The sequence below is a fragment of the Chryseobacterium sp. MYb264 genome (genome assembly GCF_035974275.1).
Lineage (GTDB): Bacteria > Bacteroidota > Bacteroidia > Flavobacteriales > Weeksellaceae > Chryseobacterium.
This window is the reverse complement of record NZ_CP142422.1, coordinates 3581310-3606844: the sequence shown is the minus strand read 5'-3', so window position 1 is coordinate 3606844 and position 25535 is coordinate 3581310. Positions and strand designations below refer to the sequence as shown.

Here is a 25535-nt window from a genome sequence, read left to right as displayed (position 1 = left end):
AACATTTGAGATTTACATAATAAAATGATTATAAAATACACAATAATTAATCCGACTTGCACATACATTAATGACTGATTTTTTTTAATCGATAATATTAATCCTAAATCAATAATGAAAAAAAGAAAAACTATTAATAAAAATACTACAATGAAAAATGCTTGAATGAAAAATGCATTACCATATGTAAAAAAATACAGAAAAATTATATGAACTGGTATAAGAAAAATTTTAAACGGTGTAAGTTTTGATAGTTTCATAAATAATTATTTTTTTAATGGTACTGTCCATATATATATTTGATAAGTATTTGTTAGTTTATTATTACTTACTGCTGTCCTAGGTCTTGAAATGTTACCAAACATATTATCTAGTCCTGAACCAAGTGATAGACTATTGTAAACACCTACAGTTGCCGTTTTATAATCAGAGTTTACTCTAACTGACATACCATATGAACCAAGTGCACTCATAGGATTATTCATTAAATCGGAATCAAAAGCAGGTCCAGCACCACCTTTAATACCTTTATATAAAGCACCCAGTAGCTGACCAAATTCTTTCCCGTGTCCAAAGATACTCCCGTTGTCGTGCCATAATTCTTCGGATTTACCAATATGATAACCTCCATTATCATTTAACTTTCCTAATAGAGTTTTAAGATTTGCTTTGACAGACTCCAAATTTTTAATTTGTTCTAAAGCTCCCCCAGAATTTATTATCGCATTGTCGGGTCCAGTGCCTGCAAGATAATCAACAATTATATCACGAGTATTCTTATAGTTTTTCACCACACCTTCAGAATTATTTCTATTCCAAATTTTAAGAGTAAAATTTGTTTCGTTAGCGATTGAAGACGCAGGAATATATAAAGACTGTATATGCGTTGTCTGACGCATTCCCTTAGTTCCATTATCATACATTTTACCATCTCTCTTATTGATATATTCACCTCCTATTGACCTAACAAAATCACCAGTGCCATCAATCCAACTATTTCCTCTGTATCCTAATGGTGGATAAGCAGCTCTTCCATCTGGGTCTGTAAAAACTATTGGGTTATTGTTCCCATAAGTATAAGGTTGCATTGTTTTCTCCGCCAGCGGATCTACATTCAACCAAAGAGAAACCCTTGGATTATAATATCTCGCCCCATAATAGTAGTACCCCGTTTCAGTATCCTGTTCCTTCGCATTAAACTTATAAGGACTGTTATGACTATTCTTATGGTTTTCTACAAAAACCAAAAACACCTCTAAACCATTATCCCTGAATATTTCAACTTGAACTTCTGCGCTTGCTCTCTTTCCAAAAATACAGATTTATTCAATGGAGAAAAACGAATTTTACCCTATTCAGTACTTTATACTTAAACTTTCTTATTTCTATTAAAAAAATAAATTTTTTCCTAAAATAAAAGAAAACTTATTCGTTCCCGATATGAATTTGGACTTGTAATAAACATTGAACTATCCGATTTTCTAAGAAGATTATACTCCTATTGATCTAATTTTACACCCTGATAATGATGATTATACAGAAGTTATAGAGAAAGATAAAGTCTTCATTGAACAAGTAAGATTAATCAATGGATTAGAGGAAAAAGACAAAAATATAATTTTCGCTATGTTGGAAAAGGTGATTACCAAACAAAAATTTAAAGATTTCTTTAATAAAAATGTAGCGGCACTGTGAAACAAAAAAACCACTCAATGAGTGGCTTTGGTTACTATTTTTAGAATTTCGTTAGCTATATTTCTTGCTTTATTCCATACATCATCATTTAAATCTGAAAAACTATGTAATCCTAAATTATCAATTTCATCTAATATGTTCTCTAAATCTGTAAAAAGATTATTAACACAATCATTGTAATTTTGTTTCAAATATTTGTAATCATCATATTCTAATAAAATTTCATCCACATTATCACAATTTTCACCTAAGAGATTAGCTATATGCTTTTTTTGATAATTTGAATCTTCACCAATAACTTTTAATGTTCTAACTAAATCATTTTCAAATAATGAGTTCATAATCTTCCTACTTTTTCTTGTTAAATATCGGTGCAGAATTTCCGTGTCCACTATTAACTCTCCAATACGGATCACCTCCTTTTCGTCCTGTCTTTGAACCTGGATTATATCTAATCTGTTTGCCAGTAACGTCACCACGGTTATTAAGTTCTTCTAATTTGTAACCACCCCCTTTATTACTGCCTTTACCCAAGGTTGTTTCTCTCCAATTAGGATTTGCCCCAATGTTTTTACTAACATCAGCAGGACTTTGGTTTTTTAATAAATTAGGGTTTTCTAAAATATCATCAATGCTACTATAACGAGATTTTGACGCCCCTGCCGCTCCCATCAAAACAGCGCCACAATTACAGCTCAATTCTTGTATAGCAGCAATATTGTTTCGAACTTCTGTAAGGGTAACTGGTCTTTCTCCAATTTGATATGTATTACCTTGGTAATTCGAGGTAGAATTAAATTGAACTTCGTGAGTTTCATCAAAATGATTCCAGTCGATTGCATTGGCATATATTGCCATTTGCTTATGAGAGCTAAGCATAAAGTCTTCATATCCAACGTGAAGAATATGAGCATTTACCGCTGTTGGATTTTGCAAATTAACACTACCAAAAAAAGTATTTATTGTCCAAGGATCAGGATCTGTTTTACTTTGAAAATAAGTTTGAGTATAACCTCGCAATCCTATAGCGGAATAATGATTCCATTTTGGTCCTGGTCCTGGATCCATTGGTGCCATTCCATCGGGGTCAATTAGTTTTACAGGATTTTGCAGTGCATAAACATACGGCGACCACGAAGGAAATTTCTCCGCCAGCGGATCCACATTCAACCAAAGAGAAACCCTTGGATTATAATACCTTGCCCCATAATAGTAATACCCCGTCTCAGCATCCTGTTCCTTGGCATTAAACTTATACGGACTGTTATGACTGTTCTTATGATTTTCTACAAAAAAATACCTCTAAACCATTATAAATGAATATTTCAACTTGAACTTCTGCGCTCGCTCTCTTTCCAAAAATACAGATTTATTTAATGAAGAAAAACGAATTTTTCCCTATTCATTACTTTATACTTTAAGTTTTTTATTCCCATTTAAAAAATAAATTCTTTTCTAAAATCACAGAAAACTTATTCGTTTCCGATATGAAGTTGAGGCTGTAAAAAACATTGAACTATCAGATTTTCTAAGAAGATTACATTTATATTGAACAAGTTTTACATACTGATAATCAATTTCCTACAGAAGTTGTAGTAAAAGATAAAACCATGACTGGATAGGTAAGATTAATCAATAGATTATAGGAGAAGACAAAAATGTAATTTTCGCCATGCTAGAAACGATGATTACCAAACAAAAATTTAAAAAAATCTTTAAAAATGCAGCGGCATTATATTAAATAAAACTCTCGCCAATTGGCGAGAGTTTTATTTATTCTATAATCTTTTGATAACAATTTTCTCCTTCGTGATATCCAAAACAAAGAATAATATTTTTATTCTTTGTTTCAAAAAAAGTTGTGTAAGTCATATCGATATCCTTAATATCTTCGGGAAAAGCAATTAAATCTTTATCCAAATTCAAATAAAAATCAGAAAATTTTATTGAAGAACCATCTAATTTGTATTTCGAATTGTAATTCAACAATTTCTTCCTTTTTATATTATAAATTACCCTGTTATAAACCCCATCCTTGTTAATTGTTAGAGTGTCATATGTATTCTTGTATGAAATGGGTGAATATTTTCCACATATATCTTGATTACTAATATTTTGGCACGAAAATAAAAAAGGTAATAAAATTAAACTTATACTTTTTTTCATACTTATTAAATTTAAAATGTTCGATTTAAATCAAGGTCTTGTTAATATAGATGGCGGTGTTATAGCTTGTTTAAAAACGTTCTTTAACGTTGGGTTAATTGCTTTTTTTTGAACTTCTGAATTGCTTTCAGTCCATATATAGGTTTGATATGTATTTCCAAAACTATTTACTTTCCCTTCAGTTCTTTCAAAGTTATTTACTGGTAATCTATAAAATAACGACTCTTGTGACTTAGAATCGGTCATTAAAAAAAGTGTTTCATCTCCTAATTTATACCAAGATACATTTGATCTTCCCCACATCTGTTCATATCCATCAAAATTTGCAGTAAGCGGATTTGCGTGGGAATAATCCATTTTTACAACTCCTTTTGAATTTTTCGAATTTAGTGCATCCTGTCTTGCTAAAGAAGAATAAGGAGATGATGCTCTATCTAAAGAAGCAAAAGGACCAGAATTAGAATCATTAAAATCGCTAAACAAACTACGTGTAGGTCCGTCTCCTCCAAAAAATTCACCTGTTATAGTACCCCATCCAACATCTTTCCCTCTATGGGTATAACCACTAATAATAGATTCTCCGCCTTTAATAACATTTGAATCTCCAGTTTGTCGACTAACTACTTTAGTATCTCCATTTTTTTGATGGTAAAAATCTATTTTATTTCCACCTAAATTACTAATCATCTTGCCATTCTTATCATACTCATTAAATGGTTCTCTTCCATCAGGATCAGTATACTTTACTGGATTATTGAACGTATAATTATACGGCGACCAACTCGGCATTTTCTCCGGCAGTGGATCCACATTCAACCAAAGAGAAACCCTTGGATTATAATGTCTCGCACCATAATAGTAATACCTCGTTTCAGCATCCTGTTCCTTGGCATTAAACTGTTATAACTGTTCTTATGATTTTCTACAAAAACCAAAAACACCTCTAAACCATTATCCCTGAATATTTCATCTTGAACTTCTTCGCTCGCTCTCTTTCCAAAAATACATATTTATTGAATGGAGAAAAACTACTTTTACTCTATTCAGTACTTTGTACTTAAACTTTCTTATTTCTATTAAAAAAATAAATTTTTTCCTAAAATAAAAGAAAACTTATTCGTTCCTAATATGAATTTGGAGTTATAAAAACATTGAATTATCCGATTTTTTTTGAAAAGATTACATTTATATTGACCAAATTTCATATCCTGATAATGAAAATATGGCAATGGAGCGTTTACGACTCAAAAAGAAGTTGCCCTAACTTTGAGTATGAACCCAAGCCAATACTCTAAAATTGAGAACGGTAAAGTAGACCCACAATTTTCCTCAATAGAAAAAATTGCAAACGCTTTAGACGTAAGCATCGCAGATATTGTAAATTCTGATAACGTATTTTCTGAGATTGATTCTCTCAATAAATCGGTAATAGAAAAAGTCCAACTGATAGAACAGCTGGACGATAAACAAAAAGAATCCATATTCAGTATTATTGATATGGCTCTCTATAAATTAAAACTTAAGAAAACGCTTTCTAATGCGCTTGCAATATAACAATAAAGCCACTCATCGAGTGGCTTTGGTGTTTTTATTAGGAATAAACTTTGCCATTGAACAATTTAGTGTATCTATTTTATAGTATCCTATTTCTTTTCTGTTTTCTATCGCAAACTGTTTTTTATTTAAACTTATGGTTTTGCCAGATAAAACATAACAATCCGAATATTTATTTTTTTTGTCCGTATATAAAAATATTGTGTCTTTTTGCAAAAATTGACACCCCACAAAATTTGTAGACGTGGGAGATTCTTGATATTTCACTATTTCACATATATTTTCTTCTTTGTCTGTGAACAAGCTAACAATATAAACACTCGTTTTTTTTGAAGTTTTACTATCAGATTTAATTTCTTTCAAAATATTTTCATTAAGGTTTATTTCTTTGAAAACATTTTTTTCCTTGCAAGAGAAAAGCATTAATAAAGTAACCACAACTGAATATTTATACATATAGTTAAATTTATTGGTGAACATTTTCTGTATTTTGATTTGGAAACCAAAACTTTTGGTCGTTGTAATAAATAATGTTTGGATTTTTTTGTGTTGGCAAGAAAATCCACGCCTTTTCCGGCATTATTGATTTATTACTTTCGAAGGTTTGACGATCGCCACCTTCACCTGGTTTAATAGTTCCATTTGAATTAAATCCTGAAGGCCAATTAACATCAAAGTATCCAGATTCTTTCATTAGAGAACCAAATGGATGACTATGTCCTGTTTCTAACCAAGTATAACCATTGTTTGCATAACTTTCAGGAATTCCGTGATTAGTAACATCGCCTACTCTGTGTTGAGACGTAATTAAATATAATGTTGTATTACCAAATATTCCGTCTTTAGATAATTTATCATAATTCCACTCTTTATTGGTGTTTGAGGCAAGAAAGTAAAAATAATTTTTAATCTGTTTAGAAGAAATATTAGGATTTTTGAGCGTGACATTTGTTTCTGTAGGAACATCGCCTTGTCCATATGGTCTCCATTCTGTAGTTTGTTTAAAATTTTTGGTAAATTCTTTATTAACTTTAATGGATTTGCTCCCACTTTCATTATAATATCTATCAAAACTACCACCAGTTCTTTTAATTAACTCTAACCTTCCATTTTTATGAAGTTTATAATCATCTTTTGGTTCTCTTCCGTCTGGGTCTGTGAAACGAATGGGATTATTAAACGCATAAGCATACGGCGACCAACTCGGCATTTTCTCCGCTAGCGGATCCACGTTCAACCAAAGAGAAACCCTTGGATTATAATATCTCGCACCATAATAGTAATACCCCGTTTCAGCATCCTGTTCCTTCGCATTAAACTTATACGGACTGTTATGACTATTCTTATGGTTTTCTACAAAAATCTCGCCACTTGGGAAATATTCTATATTTTGGGTTACTTCTCCATCCAGTCCTGTGATATAGCTGCTTGATCCCAGGTGATCCGGGTGGAACCAGTATTGTCTGTTTTCCTTCGCTCCGGCATAGGTTCCTGTACAGCTTCCGTTGTAGCCTCCATTTTGCCCATAGCCTTGTGCCGTTATATTATTTTTCTGCAGGATATCGATATTGCTTTGCGTGGCGGTCTGCAAAATAGTATCTGAAGACGTAACGGTATTAATTGGTGGAGTGCTTCCTGAAAAAGGAATAATCTGCCATGCACAGTTGAACATTCCCACTTTGTTTCCTTCGCCTATTTTACTGATAATCCTTTGGCTGCCTGCATAATAATGCTTGGTATAGCGAGGAACGGTTGTACTTTTCCCATCAGAAGAAACATTCATTGTCAGTAATCCGTTCGGATATATGGTGAAGGCATGAGACTCCACCTGAGGCTGAGTTTGAGACATTGCAGAGCTATCATCGGCAGTTCTGAACAACATTCCGGAATACAGAACATCTTTAATAATTCGCTCTCCTCCTGCATCATAGGTATAGATTGCAGCCCCATCGATCTCCGGAGTCGAAGGGTTGGTATCTACAAAGCGCAGGCGATTTTCCTCATCCCAGTCATAGATTGCTTTATTTTCGGTTACCGTACAGGTCTGCTGGGCAATACGGGTCGGGTTTCCTTTTGCATCGTAGGTATAGTTCTGGAACTTCACACCGGGATCATTCGGATTGCAGCAGGTGGACGAAGGCACGAGATTCTGCTCATCAATAACGGTAGATGGCGCATGGGGATGCGATGCATGATCGTATTTATAGTTGAGCCTGTAAGAGGTAGGTTCCAGAGTCGTCCAGTTATTGCTTGTTGCTCCTGCCACCCGCTCGTGTTTCTGGGTTTTGCTCATGATATTGTGCATATTATCATACGTCATTCCCACCGTGTAACGGTGTCGCTCTTCCTGATTTTGGGTATTATTTCCTCTCCAGTTTCCGGACGCTGACGTCAGCCTGTACAGATCATCATATCCGAATGCATAGTTGGTACCACCTCCTAAGAGCCCGGCCACCACAGGTGCATTATTGTGAATCTGCATGACGTTGGAAACCACGTCATACTGATAGACGTTCTGCATAAAAAATCTGTTGTTGTTTGTATTTTTAGCAAACATTTTCAAGAGTCTTCTTCTGTTGGTTTCATACTCGTAGCTGGTTTCTGTTCCGTTTCCGTTTTTCAGATAGACCCTCTGCTCAAATTTGTCGTAGCCCAGAAGGTTAATCATAGGATAGGTAACGCCATCTTTCACGGAAACCATATTATTGAGATTTCCGGCTCTGTCATATTTATAATTCAGTACTTCCCCATCCGGATAGGTAATGGATTTTACACGGTTCCAGGTATCATATTTCCAGTCTGTTCCGAACCAATATACTCCGGCTCCCGGCACAGCGACCGATCTTCTCTGGTGGATAAGCTCACCTAGTCTTCCGTATTTTAAATACTGGGTTCCTGTAGCATCAGTCTGATACCAAAGTCTTCCTACCGCATTGTTGTCCATGGCAGCCGCATCCAATGCCTTTCCGTAATAATATTTTACATTATTTGCTGGATAAACAGGGTACTTCACCTCTTTCAGCCTTGTAAAGTCATATTTGTATTCTACATTTTCATTGGCCGCGTTCTTTTTGGAAATCATATTTCCGGCCTTATCGTATACGTAGGTGGTGACTCCTGTATCGGGATGAGTGTAAGAGATTCTTCTTCCCAGATCATCATAAACCGATGTTGTGCTATTGTTATTGACATCTTTCACCAAAAGAATTTCTCCAATCGCATCATGGGTAAACTGCGTCTTGATAGCTCCTGTATTGGAGACTTCATGCACAGAAGTTGTTCTTCCTTTGATATCGGTATATGTTTTTTTAACACTTCCGAGCTCATCACTGAAAGTGGTTTCAAACATTCTTCTTCCCTGCACATCATTGGCAAATCCATAGGAAATGGTTGAGAACAGATCTTCACCCGGAAGTTTAGTAGAGACCACTCTGTCCAACACATCATAGGTATTCACCGTTGGGGGTACTTGATCTGCCACAGCATTATACCGGATGTTAGCCGAGCTGACGTTTTCCACGGTCGGATAATAGGTTTTTAAAGCTCTGCCGAATGCATCTTCTTCCACTTTTCCTGCCACGATATACTTAATCCCTTCATTATGAATCGCTCCGGTTTTTTTGACCTGAACAGCTTCTCCAAATCCGTCCACAATCGTAATGGTATTGATGGTATTGCCAGCGTACTCAGGATCATAATGCCTCGTTACGGCATAAGACTGCGCATTGGTCGCATTTTTCGGGGCATTGGTAATCGGGCTGTATTCAAATTTAATGGTCCACGGAATATTATTAAACATTTCATAAGGCCCCGTAATTTCAGTGGTTCTTGCTTTCGCATCATAGGTATACTTCATAGGCTGAAGGTTCATATCCTCCGTCAGGATCGGCAATCCAAATCTGAAATCATATCGGGTTCTACTGGTATACCCGAAGGCATCTTCCACTTTTACAGGATAGGTTTTTACAAGATCGTCATAAGTATAGGTATGAAAGAATCTCTGATGATCGCTGTTCGCAGGCCCTGTAGATTTGGTCATATTTCCATACGTGTCATACTCAAAATCATAAACAGAATAGTCTGCCCCCTGATTAAGGATCGTCATATTGATAAGATTGCCATTGGCAGGGCTGTATTTTGCTTTTTTCTCACGCGTGATTCCCTGTGCCGTATTTTTCACAGAAGTTGGCATCACAATATAGGCGGCATTGTTGAGCTGGGTATAGGTCACTTTGCTGGTTAAGATTTCTGAAGCGCCAATATCCAAATCTCCCCTATCCCTTACTTCTGTGGCATTTCCCCATTGATCATAGGTTTTAAATTCCGTCAGGGTATATTTCTTAATATGAGCATCCGTAAGGAGGTCAATTTTTACTGTTCCATCATAAAAATTACTTCTCACCGATTCTGCGGCCACGAAAGAACCGAAGTTATTTCCTGTTTTTTCAGCCTCTCCTTCATAATAAATAGTAGCGTGATCTACATTGATGATATTTTTGAGGCTGTAGACATTTACCTTCTTGCTCCACACCTTATTATCCTTATCCAGAAGTACCTCATCAAGTAGCAATCCTTTGAAATAGTAATTTTTATTATTAAATTTCTGAATCGTTTTTCTGTAGATCACATTGGAAGCAGCGCCTCCCTGTTTGGTATCAATCTGGTTGACTGTCAGGTTTTCAAATCCGTAGAATGTTCTCTCCCATCGGCTGTAGAATGGCTTTTCATAGGTGACTGTTATTTTAGATACATCCGGTTTAAATATCCTGTCTCCGGCAAATCCGTCATTGGTGATGACACTTTTTAATACAAATTTGCTTTGCGGCATCTCATAGGTGTTCCCTATTCTGTCGTAAGCCACTTCCCAAGACCCTCCCATCGGGGTAATGACCTTTTTAAGAAGATTGGCGGTTCCGGTTTGGTTAAGAGATACTCTGATATTATTGGCATTATCGGAGGTTACAAAATCAGGATAGCCATCTCCATTCATATCTTTGAAAGTAGATTTTGTTTTTCCGGAGGATTTTCCCACAGAAACCCCCACGGTAATATTCAGTTTCAGGCCTGTTGTAAATGTCGGATTGGTAGGAATAAGCACAGGAATGGTTCCTCCGATGTTTCCTCCGACACTGATCGACTGATCTACATGCAAATTGGAACCCGCATCTACAGACAATACGGTACTTCCTATGGTATGCCCGTTATTTAAATAAATCTTAGCATTAGATCCGCTGTACACCGCTTTATCCGGAAGACCGTCTCCGTTGATATCCAGAAGTTCCTCTTTGGTTTCGTTTTCAGTTGTTGATGTATTAACACCTCCTTCAAAACTTCCCCAGAATAAAGAGACTCCCGCTCCGGCTCCTGTTGAAAAACCTTTCCCTTTTGATACGTCTCCGGTATTCCACGATGCGGTATTGGCAAATTGATTTCGCCCGATATTTAAGCTGAAATTCCCGTTGTTATACAAATCCGGTAATCCGTCTCCGTTGATATCTAAAAATGTCTTTTCAGACTTTTCTGCAGAGATCCCCATATTTCCGCTTATTGTTAATTTGGTTGATCCCCGCTGGCTTTCTTTCGCGGTGTTGACCGCCTGTAAAAAATTATTATAATTCTCGCTTTTCGTTGCAACGGTTCGTACAAAAGCAGTTCTGTCTGATGATCCGTGAGTAAAATTCATCCCTGTTGACAAGCCTTCCGCCGTGGCCGAAGAGACTGACTGGTGATTACCTATCCCGAAAGCATCCTGCCCTAAAGAGGAAGGAACTCCCAGCGGAGAGGTAAGCTTAATATTTTTCTTATTAAAATCATCCGGAAAACCATCTCCGTTATAATCCAATACATTTCGTATCGATTGTGCCTGGGAAAATACCGTATGGGAAGCATTAATACCTGCCACTCCTCCTAAACTGACCCCTCCGGCAACACTGACACTCTGATTTTTTGTCTTTATATCAGGAGCACTCAGCCTATCTCCCTGAGCCTGCCCGGTAGAGTAATTATCAAAACTGTGATCGATACCGTGTACCCCTATACGGGAAGTACTGATGGCATTTTGCGTCATGTAGATCAATGGATCCGTATCAATCCATCTTCCTTTATCATCATTATTGATATCGGAATTCATCATTAAAAATTTGTTCTCTGCCATTGAGCTTTCATTAGACTGAAACGTGACATTCCCTTCACTGTCATGCGTCGGTACATTGACCGGAGGAGAAGTCCCGGGATCTTTACCATAAGCATTGCTTAAAGCCAACTCAGACTCAATGACTTTCATCTCTTCTTTGGTTCCTCTGTTCGCATAGTTGGCCGTTAAGCTATAGGCTTCCTGTACGGTATTATGTTTTGCATTATTCCCATTGAGCACAAATGCACCCCATCCTCTGTATAAGGTTCCGAACCTGCCATCATACTGATCAGAATTCAGAGCTTTCGTAAGATCCAATGAAGACAGAATAGGTTTGTGTGGAGGAGCATTTACAAAATCTCTCATTCTCGATTCACTGCCACCGTTAGGAACTGAAATTCGCGCATACCCCGGAGCATTCTGATTTTCAGAATACTCTAGAGAATAGGTGTAGCTCCCTCTTTGCAGAGCTACCACCGCTTCTTTCGGAAACGAAGCCTCTCCGGAGAGTTTAGGAAAAACAGTAGTATTGCCATTCTGGTCTTTTAAAGACAGCGTTGCCCATGTCGAGGCATTGTGATCTACAATTTCAAACTTTAAAGAGGTATTGTTCTGAGCAATTTCTAAAATTCCGCTATTTCCGGATGACGTTTCCGGATATTGTTTCTGAAGGGTTCCGGGGTTATCAATATAATTAAGGTTATTATTCATTAAAGACCCGTTAACACTTGAAATTCCTGTAATAAACCCCCTGTCATCACTGCTTATCGTCGTTTCCAGATAAATGTCATTATTTACATCCCCGGATTTTACCGTATAAGAAGAACCAAAAGAAGGGGTAATCGTATTTCCGTCATTGGTAATGGTGTACACCGTTTTAGTCAACAGCTTATTTTTCATTTTTGCAGAAACAACGATTTTGCCGTTTTTACCCTGAAAATTCGGGAAGGAAGATGCTTTTACCGAAATTTTACGGTTTACTTCCCCTCCGGAAACCTTATAAATGTTAAAAGTTCCACGGTCATTATACATGGTGTATTCCACCTGAAGGATGGTTTTATCGCCGTTTGAATTTATAAATTCAGGAATGAGTTTAAATTTGGACCAATCGATCTGTGTATCCGTAAATACCTTTATTTTTACTTTATCATCTTTATTCAGCATCACAGGAGAACCATACGTCAAATTGCTATAGGTACTTCCAGCCAATACCGGATCCAGGGCAGTCTCCTGATCATTCACAGTCAATTTGATGATGGCATCATCTGATAATGGAATCGGCTTATTCAGATATAGCGTTAAGGTTCCGTGATCTTCTGCATAAAATGTGCTGCCGTTCGAATTCACAAAGTCTTCTTCCGCTTTATAAACAGATAAATTTCTGTTTTCACTGTCCAAAGCAGGGTTGCTCTGCACGGAATAGGTGATTTGCGGATTCCAGGTCACCTGATCCTGTGTTCCGTCATATTTTGAAGTTACTCTGAAGTAAAGTTTTTCTCCTTTTTTAATATCAATGGTCTGATCAGCAAAAGAGTGCATTCCAAAATCGCCGGCGTTGATATTATCGACCAGAGGATCATTATTTTTATATTGAAAAGAAACTGCGACACCATCAGCTTTTGAACAGTCTTCTTCCGATGGACAGGTAACCTGGTTAAGATTAAAATTATTCTTTACCGTTATTTTTCCGGTTTTCGGAGCTACCCATACCCTTACCACATCATGGAGCGGGTTTTGCTCAAGCATTGTTTTCTTTTCCGCAGCATCCTGAGCGTCGAACAGCGACTGGGATGGATTCGATGAGGTTATTTTTACCGGATAAGGAGTACTGCTGCTGTCTTCATGGAAACTTGGAATGCCGGCGGTGATTCTGTTAAAATAGACTTTCCCGTCTTTTACAAAATCGACCAGACCGTCGTTATTAAAATCCATAAAATAAGAATGCGTTGTAGAAGAGGTATTGGAATAATCAAAACCTAGGCTTACATTGCTGAAGTTTCCATTAATCCCAACTCCCCATGCCGAAGTTTTGGACTTACTGATGGTCGATATCTCCCCACCCACTTTCAGTGAAGTTCCGAACTCCTGCTGACCTCCGGGTACCGATTTATTTTTTGAGTAGTAAATAGCCCCGTCTTTTTCATATACCCTGTCCGGAAGATGATCCCCATCGATATCGATCAATGTAATTTTAACGTCCGAATCACTTTTGCTTATCGAACCGTGAGCTCCGAACGTACCTTTTCTAAAAGAAAAAGGTGATTTATCTCCCACAGGGCTAGGAGGTGGCAAGGTAAAAGCACCCACACTGATCCCAAAATTCGCTCCTTTTGAAGTTCCGGAACTTCCTGAAAGCATAGAGTATTTGTCCGATAGGTCAATATTTTCCTTGACCGACCAAGGGATAGGGTCTGCAAAAATTTTATTCGGAGCCTGCTCATACTCTATAGCATTGGTGTAAAAAACAGCACCATTGGCATCCATTTCCGTAATACTGCCCAGTAAAGTCTTTTTGAAAGCTCCTTCCTTGTAATTCAATTGATAGGATCTCACCTTACTATTGCCATAGCTGATGGTAATATTGGTGAGCTTTTTAGAATCTGCTTTTAAGAAACCCAGTCTTCCGTCAATCTGTACATCCTCTCCTATGGTTTGGGTCGTAAAATGAACTGAATATTTTTGAGAAGTATTCGTCGTTTCATGAAGGGTATAATTGATCTGCTGTGGATAGATCTGCTGTGCACCCGGCGCTGTATTTCCCGAATATCCTGTACGGTCGTAGAGATACTCTACATAGTTTTTATTGAGATCTACGGTTTTATAGAGCGCCCAATAACCGATATTTCCAGCATCATCTTTAAGAACAGCATTCTCTTTTACTCCATTTTCGTCCCCCCCAAAATAAGATCTCGTTCCCTCTTTAGAGGTTACGATCCAAACATAATTTTTAGGATTGGAGCCTTTTCTTATGATTCGGTTATAGGAGCCTTCAATCCGGGGATAAAACCGGCGGTCATTCTGTCGCGCTTTTTCAAAACCTTCACTTCTGTTCGGCATTGCCATGGTTCCGTTTCCGACTTCAAATGCAAGCTGCTCGCCTCCAAACGTATAAATTTCAGTTTCTGTTCCATTTTCATATCTCGGAACTCCCCAGCGCGTATCTATCGTAATAGAAGGCAGAGACAGGTCCCAGCCTACTCCCAGCCAGCCATTCCCGCTTTCGCTGTTATAACTTATATTCAGAGAAGGCTGCATACCCTGTCTTCCGGCAGGAATTTTTATCGGGAAGCTGGTGGTCACGCTACCCATACTATTCGCTGTAGGCGGAGCGATACTTACAATTCCCTCTGATGGATTTGCGGCTTTAATATCTTTAATCGAATTCGGAGCATAGCTGCCTGTTTCCGGAGATTCAGGAACTTTCAGAATTCCGTTGATCATATCGGTGAAATGGGTTGTTTTAGAAATCAGGGTACTTTTTTTAAGATCCAGGCTATCTTTATCCAAAGCAATCCATCTTTTTTCGGAGGTATCAAAATAATAGGTTTTGATATCTTGCGGAGTATATCCTTCAGGAATTTTATTCTCATCAAATCCCAACGATACATGAGCAGGTGCAGAAAAAAGCTCCCCATGAGGCAAAAACCGATAGCCGGAATTTCCGGAGGTTACATTCACCATTTCAGGAGTCAGCACAGGCATATCAATATCCCTCAAAGCTGTAATCGAAATTTTTTCTACGTTTTTAAGAACATGAGCAGGAATCCTCAATTCTGAATTTCCTAAAATTATTCTTTCAGCAAGATTGCTCTTACTGACCAACTTCGAAATGCTTAAAGCTTTATATTCTTCCTTTATTTCTTTTAAGGGCCGAGATTTGTCCGAAACAGAAATACGAACATTTTTTACTTTATAACTGTATTGCGCATGATCAGGAATCGTAAAAATAATGGTATTCATGCCTTTTTTAATCGACTCTTGACGGAGCGGTTCATACTGATGGGTCCACACCTTATTGTGTTCAATATCTTTTCCGCCACCCTTTGCCAGATCATCATTGATTACTTTACTGACACTATCGTAGCTGGTGATCCCATATAAATCATATTCCAGGATAAATTGACTGCCAACATTGATTTTGTCATCCACCAAAATATGGAATATATTGTCATAGACATGATCTACAGGATGCTCCGCATCGGTTCCAATAGTCCCTTCTTTACTATCAGACCCATACTGCCTGATATTGGTGAATGAACTTTTATACGGATACCCTGCAGCAATCGGATGGGATACATTTATTTTTTTATCAGAAGTTGTCTCTTGAGAATCTACCATACCATGTGTAGTTCCCTCATTTTCAGGAATTATTTTTTCTACATGATGATATTGCACGTTTTTTACGTTTCCAAGTTCACCAACAGGTACACTTTTACGCGTATAATCACCAAAGTACATGGCATTAGAATGAGCATGAATTTGGCTCCAGCAGATGAAAAACAACAATGAATTCAGAAGTTTTGTATTTTCTCTGAAAACACTTAACAAAGATTTTTTCATTCGGATGTTTGTTTATGATTAGAAGTACAGCTCTTATGAATTATACCTTTTTGAGATTTTTATACTTTAATTTTTAGAATTTGATTTAGCGTTCATCAAATACGGTTGAGTCAATTGGTTTAACCTTTTACAATCAGTTTAAAGACTTTTATTTCCGAAGTTGTTTTTACGATAATCAAATACACACCTTCCACAGAAAGGGTTTCTTTTATTTCATAATGATCATTTCCTTTATCCTGAATCGTTTTTACGAGTCTTCCCGAGCCATCATGTATTTTGATGTCTATATTTTCTTTTTTGTCTGAAATGATTCTTATGGTAAAAGGATCTTCTTTAGAAACAGGATTTGGATAAATGACAATTCCTTTTTCCTTCTTCCTCATCACCCTTACGGAATCCTTTTTCACACATCCGTCGGACGTCGTAACAACAACGGTATATTCACCGGGCTGATCTACGGAAATTTTTGATGAGCTGCTCACAAAACCATTATCAGAGGTCCATTTATAAGTGGCTTTCGGATCTGTAATATGAGTTCCTGCATTAAAATGAGCCGAATTTCCTGATGAGAGGATCACATCCTCTCCAAGATCCAGGCTAATGGTATTAAAATCATTAATATTAAAATCATAATTACTCGTATGATTCTGTGAATCCAGAATTTGTAAATGATAATTTCCGATAGCCAAATTGGGAAAAGATATCTGCGAAGTCTGAGCTGTAAAATTTTGATTCGCTCCGGAACCTGTAAGATGCACCGTAAAAGGAGCCTTTCCTCCTTTAATATTCAGCTGAAGCATCCCTTTCGTATTCACACAGCTGGGCTGCCTTATATCATAAAGTGATAAAATAGGATCTCCTACCGCAAATGAGAAGACATCCGTCCCCGAAAGATCTTTATCAAAAACGATATCTTTGAAATAGACATTCTCATGATTATCAATACCTTCCATCGGATAAGCATCAATATGGGAAGCACTGAAATCTCCCTTCCCCGTTCTGTCGATAAGAAGCCATAGCTTTTTATCTGACGGAATGGTTATCGATAAATCCTTAACCGAAAAAACGACCTCTGTCGAAACCGTATGGGCGCTTTCTGTCGTCAGCCTTGTTTTCCATTTTCTTTTTAACAGTCTGTAACCAAACGTTTCCTGATCCAGCTCTAACGGTTTTTTATTATCACCCCAAACCAAAAAAGTATGCTCAGGAAGCTGCGCATCATTAGATTTGTTATCTACAGCAAGCTTTTTGGCGGCAATGATCAGCCTTTTTTGTTCCGACGAGCTTGTGGCCTGCTTCTGATAAAGAGCAGAATAATCATCTCTGCCAATCCCCGCAATATTGCTCGGATACTCGGAAAAATCCTCATGCCTCCAGATCGTTTTATTTTTCGAGCTTATATATTCTGTGTACGGCATGGTCACAGCATATTTGATCGCCAGATAAGAATTGACCCTATTCCTCTCGTTAAGGGTCAGCATTTTCTTATAAATAAAAAATTCCGGTAATTTTCCTTTAAAATTCTGCCATTGATGAGTTCCGGAGTCCTTTCCGATAAGCAGAGACGAAAGCCCCGTATTTCCAATAACCTCGGTAATACGTCCCGAAGGCATCCCGAATTTGGAATATAAACTGAATGAAGCTAAAGTATCAATGACATGGGTACTAATATAATTAATCTGCTCATTGTTATATCGAAATATATTTTTTGTTCCGTAAAACAATTCTTTTTCATCCGTCGCTTCAGTGGTAAATAGCGCACTCTCTGAATGTGCATTTTTATTCTGATAGGCGGTAAAAAAATTTATTTTATCCGCCGTTTCAATGACATACGGAAATTTCAGATAATCATCAGCTCCGTCAAACTCAAGACATTCATTATAATTGAGTAAGGAATAGGAAGGTTTATTGGCAGAAGCCAAAGCCTGAATCTGATGCTTATTCCCACTATAATCCGGATAGGTTAAAGCAGGAGAATGTCCTGAGTTTGTTTTATACCAAACACTCACTCCACCTACTCCACCCGGAGATTGGGCATTCATCATCCCCATGATCAATACCCAAAAAATTGAGACAATGCTTTTCATACTGTTTGTTATTTTATTTTATGATTAGTTTTTTGGTCTCTTTATATTCCGATATTTCTACGGAAACCAGATAAATTCCCTGCTGAAGAGATCTTGTATCAATGGTTTTTAAGAATTCCCCTTTTGGGAACTTACCGGAGCTTTGATCGGTCTTGATCAGCTTACCGGAAAAGTCATAGATCGATATTTTGATATCTGAGTCTTTTTTTAACGAAAATTTTATATTCACTTCTTCTTTTGCAGGATTCGGAAACAAGGTAAAGCCCGATGAGGAAACAGTCTCTCCCGTTGCTGGCAACTCATCTTCTGGGTTCACTCTCTTCTGCGCCTTATATTTTAAGGCAGAAATAACATCAAAACAAGGCGTTATCATCGCTATAAATCCTGTATTTAATTGGGCTTCAAACCCCGGTTTCAGGAGGATGCTTCTTGAAGCGAGATAATTGACATTCTGAACGGGCGCTATAATTTTGTTACTCGCCACAATCTCTTTTGCGAAAATCGTCTGGCTGGAATTAATATCGTTGGAAGGACTGGTGAGGGTCACCAAATCATCTTTATAACAGAAATCAACATTGGAAACCACGATTGAAAACGTCTGTTTTCCATTGGGAAGCAACGGTGTAGCGCTGGTTTTTGGAGAAACAATGATTTTATAGGTGACTTTCTGAGGATTTTTAATATCTACCCTTTCAATCGTGTCTACATCGTTGGTCGAATTTCTGGTAGCTGCCGCAGTAAGATTATTCATTCCTCCCAGTTTCCAAGGATAATACGTGTTTTCGGTGCCATTAGAATTTATTTTTACAATCTTCAGATCAAGATCATTAATCACATTGGGAGTGTTGAGATCAACCACATTACTTACAGGATTTCCTTGAGGATCCGTCCATGAAATGGTGACTGATAATGGCTGGCTCGTTTCATATGGGACCACATATAATGTATATTGAGTTCCCTGATTAAGCGTGATTTCTTTTATAAGTGTCGTCTTTTTTTCCCCATTTACGGTTCCCTCAATATTATTGTAGATGGCAGACGATGCTCTTTTTGCATCTGCGAGTCCCCACCCATAGATATAATCCGGACCTTCGGTTCCCTTATCATTTGCTGTATGAGCCAATAATGCCCGAACAGTAGACGAAAGCATATAGCTCTTCGTTGGACTCACAGATTGATAATATTGCTGAAGAAGGGCAATTATACCGGAAACAACAGCTGCTGCCGCTGAGGTTCCGCGATAGATTCCATACGCACCGTCGTAGGTTTCTATCGACGAGTACATATTTTCTCCGGGAGCACAAATATCCGGCTTTATTCTACCGTCATCCGTAGGACCAAAACTGCTGAATGCTGAAACATCAAAAGCCTCATCTGAATTCATTTGGGTATTCTTTTTTGCAGAACCCACTACCAGAACATTTTTGGCAATGCCCGCACCTTCCAGAAGATCATACCCATTTTTTGCCGCGACCTGAGGAACTATCGCCGGATCCATTTCACGGGCATTACCTGCCGCTTTTACCACCTGAAGATAAGGTTTTACAAACATTAAATTATCCCAATCTCTAGCTGTATTGTTGTATTTCCCAAATTGATAAGACTGCAGATAAATAGGATCAAAACCATAGCTATTATTCGCGACAAGGATTCCTTTATTTCCAGGTACATAGGCTTCGGCAAGCATTTCAGCAACATCATTCACCCAGTCGTAGGCATTAATCCTTGCACCATAAGCAATCCCCCTTGCCTCATGCTCTCCGTTACTCCCCGCTAATGTTCCGGCTATATAAGTACTATGTCGTGAAATATCGGAGTTTTGTAAATGATTGTAGAGGTTTATTTTTCCTTTTAAGAGGTCGTGTGTTATTCTTGGTTTAGCATAATCCCACTGACCAATCAGCATATTTTGCCCGGATATAGTAAGACCTAACCCTCCCCCAAGATAAAGATTGTCGGCTTTTGTCATCTTTGCCGCTCCGGCATTTAAGGTCGTGTAGTACTGAGGGTATCCCTGGTCATCGGCTCCTATAAGCTGTTTTTGATGATCATTTTCAGAGATAAATTCCCTGTATCCCATCCTTTTAAGTCTCTGAACCTCCTCTTTCTGATATTGTGCATATCGATCTATTCGGTTTTTAAAAGATAACAGCTCCTTTGCCGTATTTATATCTTGAACGGAGTCTTTCTCTTGTGCATAAGATGACAGGAAGAAAAAAACAGAAGCCGCTATCAAAGACTTCTTATAATTTTTTTGCATAAATGTTTGTGTTTTAAAATAATTTATCTGACTATACAAGGGTCAATTGCAAAACAGCACTATAAACGACTGGAATGAACATACAGCTGCTTAAGAGTATTTTCCGGAAACCAGGATAGTAAACAGTAAGCCCGAAAAACAACATCTGTTTCCCTACATACTATTTGTGTTTATCTAATAAGATAGCACCCGAATATCTGTCATATTCAGTAATCTAAATTGAAAAGTCTTCAGAAATAAAAAATATTTCCTTCAAAAATTAATGGATTGTTCCTAGTGAAAATCAGGATCAGAGAGAAGAGCTTTTTTCATCATATTTGTTTTTTATTTTTGAGTTTTCACAAAGATATACTTTTTTATAAAACAACAAAATATTTTTAAAACATATTTTTAACCACTGATTATCAAAACATTAAAACCAAATCAAACCAACCACATTCAACTGAAAATTTTAAATATACAAAATCATAAAAATTCTTTTTTTTAATCAAATATTTACGTTTTTCTAATATTATTCTCTCCTTAACACCAAACAGATTAATATTGATATGTTCTTTCTGTATAATAAAAATAGAGATAACCAGGCCACAAAAAATAATGATTCCGGTTTTTATTGAGAGCGTGTTTACATTTTATATAGTATTTGCCGGTTATTTTTGAAATGGATTTTTACTTCGTATTTGAAAGACCAGATCAAGAACAGGAACCTGAGCTCTATTTAAAAAATAATTTAAGACATTGATTATATTATAATTAGCACACACCAATAGCGTAAACTTCAGCCGTCCCTATTGACCGAGTAGAATATTTTATTGACTGAACTCAGGGGGAGGAAGTAAAAAATACGCCTAAAAAGAGGCAAGGGATCCATTTATACTGTTTTCTTTTTGAATTTACCTTCATAAACCCCAAAGGATTTAAATATCAGCAGCTTCGGGTGAAGCCCGACGAATACGTATTCAATGATATTATAATCACGCAGGGGCTAAATAATGTAAGAGCCTGTTTAAAATTTTACCGTTTTATTTATTATCCTTAATGAAGTTGATCTTTGCTCAATTTTGATGCTCTTTTGAGCATATTTTTCACTTCCTATTTTTGATTTAGCCCGCTAAATCTGCAAACACGAAGCAAAAAATCCATCTCAAAATAGCTATAAAAATTTTTGGCAATAAAATTTAAACAGCCTCTAAAGGAAATTTCAAATATAAAATGGTATTAACTATCATCATAAATATTCTTTAAAGTGTACAACAGCTTATCATGTGGAACCTGATAGTATCATAGGATGGTTTCAGGCTCATAACGACTGATAGAGAACCCTTGAAAATAAGAATTACTCTTAATAAAGTGCAAATGCATTGCCGAAGGGGAAGAGACTGCTTTCCACAAGAGAGAATTCTGTAAAATACAAAAACCACTGTTTTAGCAGTGGTTTTTTCTATATCAATTTGTCTTTTTACGCCTGGCTATTTCCTAAAAAAGCATCCCAACCCTGCGCCGTCAAAGCGATCAACTGATTAGAGCCTCTTGCCACCATAAAATTTCCCTCTTCTTTTTCAACGGCATGACCAATAATGGTAAAATCCGGATGATTTTTAATTTTATCAAAGTCATCGGAGGCGATGGTAAACAATAATTCATAATCTTCTCCCCCACTAAGAGCCGTCACCACAGGATTTAGATTCATTTCATCTGCCGTAGAAATCGTCAGACTATCCAAGGGAACTTTCTCTTCATACAATCTGAATCCAACATTCGATTGATCAGAAAGGTGTAGAATTTCAGAAGCCAGACCGTCTGAAATATCAATCATGGAAGTTGGTTTGATATCCAGCTGTTCTAAAATTCCTTTCACATCGGTTCTTGCTTCCGGTTTCAGTTGTCTTTCCAAAATATAATCATACCCTTCCATTTCGGGCTGCATATTCGGATCGGCAAGGAAAACGGCATGTTCTCTCTCCAGGATCTGAAGTCCCATATAAGCGCCACCCAAATCCCCTGTCACCACGAGTAAATCATTGGGTTTGGCCGTACTTCTTTTGACAATATTTTCTTCATTCTCAATCCCGATTGCGGTGATGCTCATCACAAGACCAGCGTTGGAACTCGTGGTATCTCCCCCGATTAAGTCCACCTTATATCTTCCGCAAGCAGCCTGAATTCCGGAATAAATTTCTTCCAGCGCCTCAACTGGAAAGCGATTGGAAACCGCCAGAGAAACTAAAATCTGAGTCGGAGTCGCATTCATTGCCGCAATATCACTAAGATTTACCACAACTGCCTTATACCCCAAATGCTTCAACGGAACATAGCCCAAATTGAAATGCACACCTTCTGCCAACACATCGGTCGTTACGACAACTTTTTTATTTCCAGGATTGATAACCGCTGCATCATCTCCCACTCCAAGCTCTGAAGAGGCGTTGGCCAAAGGAAAATGCTCTGTTAAATGTTTAATTAACCCAAATTCTCCCAGTTTTGAAATCGGTGTTAATTCCTGTTCTTTATCTTCAAACATATTATTTAATTATAAGTAATGAATAATTGGTAATGAGTAATGCCTGAACTTTAAACTCAAAACATGACACTTAAAACCATTTTAATTGAATACTGACGGATCAATATTTTCCGGACGGAAAGGTAATTTTTTGAAGTCCTCCCTCGTCAACATCACAGTATTCGGCGTTTTATATTTGTTGATGGCTTCTACCACATCATCCGGCGGAGTTGTCATTTTTCTCAACATCGTATCGATCCAAACTCCCGTTGCTTCAGAAGTGGCACAGTGTTCTCCTTCGGGCGTATAAAATTTGTGAACGAAACGGTAAATTGAACAATCGTCTGCACAAGCATCAACCTCAAGACTTACAATCACCGTCTGATCTGCAAAAATTTCCTTGAAAAAAGAAAATCTTTCGTGCATAATCACCGGACCGATTCCCCAACGGCTCATTTGGGTTACCCCCATCTTTTCAAGCTTCATAAAAGCCATTCTCGTCTGGGCACAATATTGAACATAAGATGAATTTGCTAAATGTTTGTTGGCATCCAAATCGCTCCAACGAACTTCGAATTTATGGTAGAATATCATTTAAATTTTGTTTTACTAATGAACTTTACATTTCTTCACCACAAAAGTCACAGAAGCTTTTAACACTTCAGAACAGATAAGTTAAAATAAATCGCATAGAAGTTCAGATAAAAAGAAAATCAAAGATTTTCAAAAACCAATATGTTCTTTTTTACTGTTAAAAGGCAACTTAAAAAAACTTTTGCAGTTAATAATTATTCGATATTTTATTAAAAAATTATTTTCCTCAAAATTACTTAAATAAGATGGTTTATAAAAATTGTAGTTTTGCAAAAATAATCTTGCGCATAAGATTAAAAGTATTATGAAACAAATTATCATTATCGGAGGTGGTGCAGCGGGCTTTTTCTGTGCATCCAACCTGGACGAAACCCAATATAAAATTACCATTCTCGAACAAAATTCAGATGTTCTTCAGAAAGTAAAAATTTCAGGAGGCGGTCGTTGCAACGTGACTCATGCCTGTTTTGATCCGAAAGAGCTGGTGCAGTTTTATCCTCGAGGAAACAAGGAGCTGTTAAGTGTTTTCACCAAATTTCAGCCTGGCGATACGATGGATTGGTTCGATCAGCGGAACGTTTCATTAAAAATAGAAAATGACAACCGAGTTTTTCCGGAAAGCAACTCTTCGCAAACGATTATCAATACTTTTTTAAGTGAAATTCAAAAGAAAAATGTTGAAGTCAAAACAAAATGTTCGGTAAAAGAAATCGAAAAGTCTGATGAAAAATATCTTGTAAAAACAAGTTTAGGCGATTTTGAAGCTGATTTTGTGATCTATACCACCGGAAGTTCTCCGAAATCACTGAAGATGGTTGAAAATTTAGGTCATAAAATTATCGATTTAGTTCCTTCGCTTTTTACCTTTAATATTAAAGACGATTTATTAAAAGACATTGCCGGAACAAGTTTTGAAATGGCTGAAACTTCGATTCCAAAACTCAAAACTGAGGAAAGCGGACCGATGATGATTACGCATTGGGGGCTTTCAGGCCCCGCTATTCTGAAAATTTCTGCCTGGGAAGCGATCAGTTTGGCAAAAATGAAATATAATTTTGAAATTGAGGTTAATTTTATTTCAAAAGATATTGACGAAGCGGAAGAATTATTTCAGAACTTCAAACAATCGAATCCGAAGAAAACGATAGGACAATCGAAAATTTTTGAGCTTACGAATCGTTTTTGGCAGAGAATTTTAGACGTTTCAAAAGTTGATTTAAACAAACAGGTCGCACAGATTTCCGGAAAAGAAATGCAGACCATTCTAGAGAATGTATGCAAAAAGAAATTTCAAGTCACCGGAAAATCTACTTTTAAAGATGAATTTGTAACTGCGGGAGGGGTAGATTTAAAGGAAATTAACTTTAAAAACATGACTTCGAAAATTTTACCGAACTTTTATATTGCGGGAGAGGTTCTGAATATTGATGCGGTAACCGGCGGTTTTAATTTTCAGGCATGCTGGAGTGAGGCATGGCTTATTGCACAGGATCTGAATTCGAAATAAAACAATATGCTGCAGATTTTCTCCATCATCTCATGGAGACAGGATTGATCATCAGCCTGTCCGAAGATACTCAATATCTATGGTTTAATTATTGCAGATATTTAGAAAAAAGTATTATGGAAAATCAAGAAAATACAGATCGGATGACGACGCTCAGTCAGGTCATGGAAAAACTACGGGAAAGAGGCATTCACAGAGAATTCAGAATGAACGAAAATTGCGAAATGAAATTCGAAAATTCAGAAAAAAATTATAAGCCTTCCGAGTTGACTATTTTAAAGACCTACCGTTTTGAAGGAGACAGTAATCCCGATGATAACGCAGTTTTATATTTGTTGAAAGACACCGCAGGAAATATTGGAATGATCATCGATTCGTACGGCGCAGACAGCAATTATCCCGGTGAGGATTTTGATACATTTTTAAGAGACATCCCTGTGGAAGACAGTGAAGAATATAATTTCTAAAAACATATAGAA

The 25535-nt window shown here is 37.1% G+C and carries 12 protein-coding genes and 3 pseudogenes; 3 read left to right on the top strand and 12 right to left on the bottom strand.

Translation table 11 applies throughout. The features are described from left to right. Positions 1–266 precede the first annotated feature (266 nt). The 6 genes and pseudogenes from VUJ46_RS15605 to VUJ46_RS15580 form a co-directional block, all read right to left on the bottom strand. Positions 267–1247 (bottom strand): RHS repeat-associated core domain-containing protein, encoded by a 981-nt coding sequence (locus VUJ46_RS15605; protein WP_326981653.1) that lies wholly within the window; start codon positions 1245–1247, stop codon positions 267–269. Positions 1248–1709: 462 nt separating this feature from the next. After that, complete coding sequence (locus VUJ46_RS15600) at positions 1710–2036, bottom strand: hypothetical protein (protein ID WP_326981652.1); 327 nt, start codon at positions 2034–2036, stop codon at positions 1710–1712. Positions 2037–2043: 7 nt separating this feature from the next. Beyond that, positions 2044–2961 (bottom strand): annotated as a pseudogene (locus VUJ46_RS15595) (RHS repeat-associated core domain-containing protein); the annotation flags it as partial. Between the two features lie 507 nt (positions 2962–3468). After that, entirely contained in the window at positions 3469–3861 is a 393-nt protein-coding gene (locus tag VUJ46_RS15590; RefSeq protein ID WP_326981651.1) for a hypothetical protein, read from the bottom strand. Positions 3862–3891: 30 nt separating this feature from the next. Next, positions 3892–4548, bottom strand: coding sequence for a hypothetical protein (locus VUJ46_RS15585; RefSeq protein WP_326981650.1), 657 nt, complete (start codon positions 4546–4548; stop codon positions 3892–3894). Between the two features lie 48 nt (positions 4549–4596). Continuing rightward, positions 4597–4749 (bottom strand): annotated as a pseudogene (locus VUJ46_RS15580) (RHS repeat-associated core domain-containing protein); the annotation flags it as partial. Between the two features lie 366 nt (positions 4750–5115). Between VUJ46_RS15580 and VUJ46_RS15575 the strand changes: the two are divergent. Then, positions 5116–5415, top strand: a pseudogene (locus VUJ46_RS15575) (helix-turn-helix domain-containing protein); the annotation flags it as partial. A 12-nt stretch (positions 5416–5427) separates the two neighbouring features. Here the strand turns inward: VUJ46_RS15575 and VUJ46_RS15570 are convergent. The 6 genes from VUJ46_RS15570 to VUJ46_RS15545 all read right to left on the bottom strand — a co-directional run bounded on the left by VUJ46_RS15570 (position 5428) and on the right by VUJ46_RS15545 (position 23549). Continuing rightward, positions 5428–5895 (bottom strand): hypothetical protein, encoded by a 468-nt coding sequence (locus VUJ46_RS15570; protein ID WP_326981649.1) that lies wholly within the window; start codon positions 5893–5895, stop codon positions 5428–5430. After that, positions 5882–16108 (bottom strand): SpvB/TcaC N-terminal domain-containing protein, encoded by a 10227-nt coding sequence (locus VUJ46_RS15565; protein ID WP_326981648.1) that lies wholly within the window; start codon positions 16106–16108, stop codon positions 5882–5884. The genes VUJ46_RS15570 and VUJ46_RS15565 overlap by 14 nt, the downstream gene beginning before the upstream one ends. 119 nt (positions 16109–16227) lie before the next feature. Beyond that, entirely contained in the window at positions 16228–18195 is a 1968-nt protein-coding gene (locus VUJ46_RS15560) for a T9SS type A sorting domain-containing protein (protein WP_326981647.1), read from the bottom strand. 13 nt (positions 18196–18208) lie between these two features. Then, positions 18209–20455, bottom strand: coding sequence for a S8 family serine peptidase (locus VUJ46_RS15555; RefSeq protein WP_326981646.1), 2247 nt, complete (start codon positions 20453–20455; stop codon positions 18209–18211). Positions 20456–21914: 1459 nt separating this feature from the next. Then, a complete protein-coding gene (gene thiL, locus VUJ46_RS15550) occupies positions 21915–22976 on the bottom strand; it encodes a thiamine-phosphate kinase (protein ID WP_326981645.1) in 1062 nt (353 codons plus the stop codon). Positions 22977–23057: 81 nt separating this feature from the next. Further along, on the bottom strand, positions 23058–23549 hold the full coding sequence (locus VUJ46_RS15545) for an acyl-CoA thioesterase (RefSeq protein WP_326981644.1): 492 nt from the start codon (positions 23547–23549) through the stop codon (positions 23058–23060). Positions 23550–23853: 304 nt separating this feature from the next. Here VUJ46_RS15545 and VUJ46_RS15540 point away from each other — a divergent pair, with 304 nt between their 5' ends. Both VUJ46_RS15540 and VUJ46_RS15535 read left to right on the top strand, forming a co-directional pair. Further along, entirely contained in the window at positions 23854–25056 is a 1203-nt protein-coding gene (locus VUJ46_RS15540) for an NAD(P)/FAD-dependent oxidoreductase (RefSeq protein ID WP_326981643.1), read from the top strand. Positions 25057–25172: 116 nt separating this feature from the next. Beyond that, on the top strand, positions 25173–25523 hold the full coding sequence (locus tag VUJ46_RS15535; protein WP_326981642.1) for a hypothetical protein: 351 nt from the start codon (positions 25173–25175) through the stop codon (positions 25521–25523). The last annotated feature ends 12 nt before the right edge of the window (positions 25524–25535 follow it).

What these genes read in the sequence shown, in the direction of transcription:
- VUJ46_RS15565 (WP_326981648.1), bottom strand. Translation starts at nt 16,108, where the DNA reads ATGAAAAAATCTTTGTTAAGTGTTTTCAGAGAAAATACAAAACTTCTG.
- VUJ46_RS15535 (WP_326981642.1), top strand. Translation starts at nt 25,173, where the DNA reads ATGGAAAATCAAGAAAATACAGATCGGATGACGACGCTCAGTCAGGTC.
- VUJ46_RS15540 (WP_326981643.1), top strand. Translation starts at nt 23,854, where the DNA reads ATGAAACAAATTATCATTATCGGAGGTGGTGCAGCGGGCTTTTTCTGT.
- VUJ46_RS15560 (WP_326981647.1), bottom strand. Translation starts at nt 18,195, where the DNA reads ATGAAAAGCATTGTCTCAATTTTTTGGGTATTGATCATGGGGATGATG.
- thiL (WP_326981645.1), bottom strand. Translation starts at nt 22,976, where the DNA reads ATGTTTGAAGATAAAGAACAGGAATTAACACCGATTTCAAAACTGGGA.
- VUJ46_RS15590 (WP_326981651.1), bottom strand. Translation starts at nt 3,861, where the DNA reads ATGAAAAAAAGTATAAGTTTAATTTTATTACCTTTTTTATTTTCGTGC.
- VUJ46_RS15585 (WP_326981650.1), bottom strand. Translation starts at nt 4,548, where the DNA reads ATGATTAGTAATTTAGGTGGAAATAAAATAGATTTTTACCATCAAAAA.
- VUJ46_RS15570 (WP_326981649.1), bottom strand. Translation starts at nt 5,895, where the DNA reads ATGTTCACCAATAAATTTAACTATATGTATAAATATTCAGTTGTGGTT.
- VUJ46_RS15555 (WP_326981646.1), bottom strand. Translation starts at nt 20,455, where the DNA reads ATGCAAAAAAATTATAAGAAGTCTTTGATAGCGGCTTCTGTTTTTTTC.
- VUJ46_RS15545 (WP_326981644.1), bottom strand. Translation starts at nt 23,549, where the DNA reads ATGATATTCTACCATAAATTCGAAGTTCGTTGGAGCGATTTGGATGCC.
- VUJ46_RS15600 (WP_326981652.1), bottom strand. Translation starts at nt 2,036, where the DNA reads ATGAACTCATTATTTGAAAATGATTTAGTTAGAACATTAAAAGTTATT.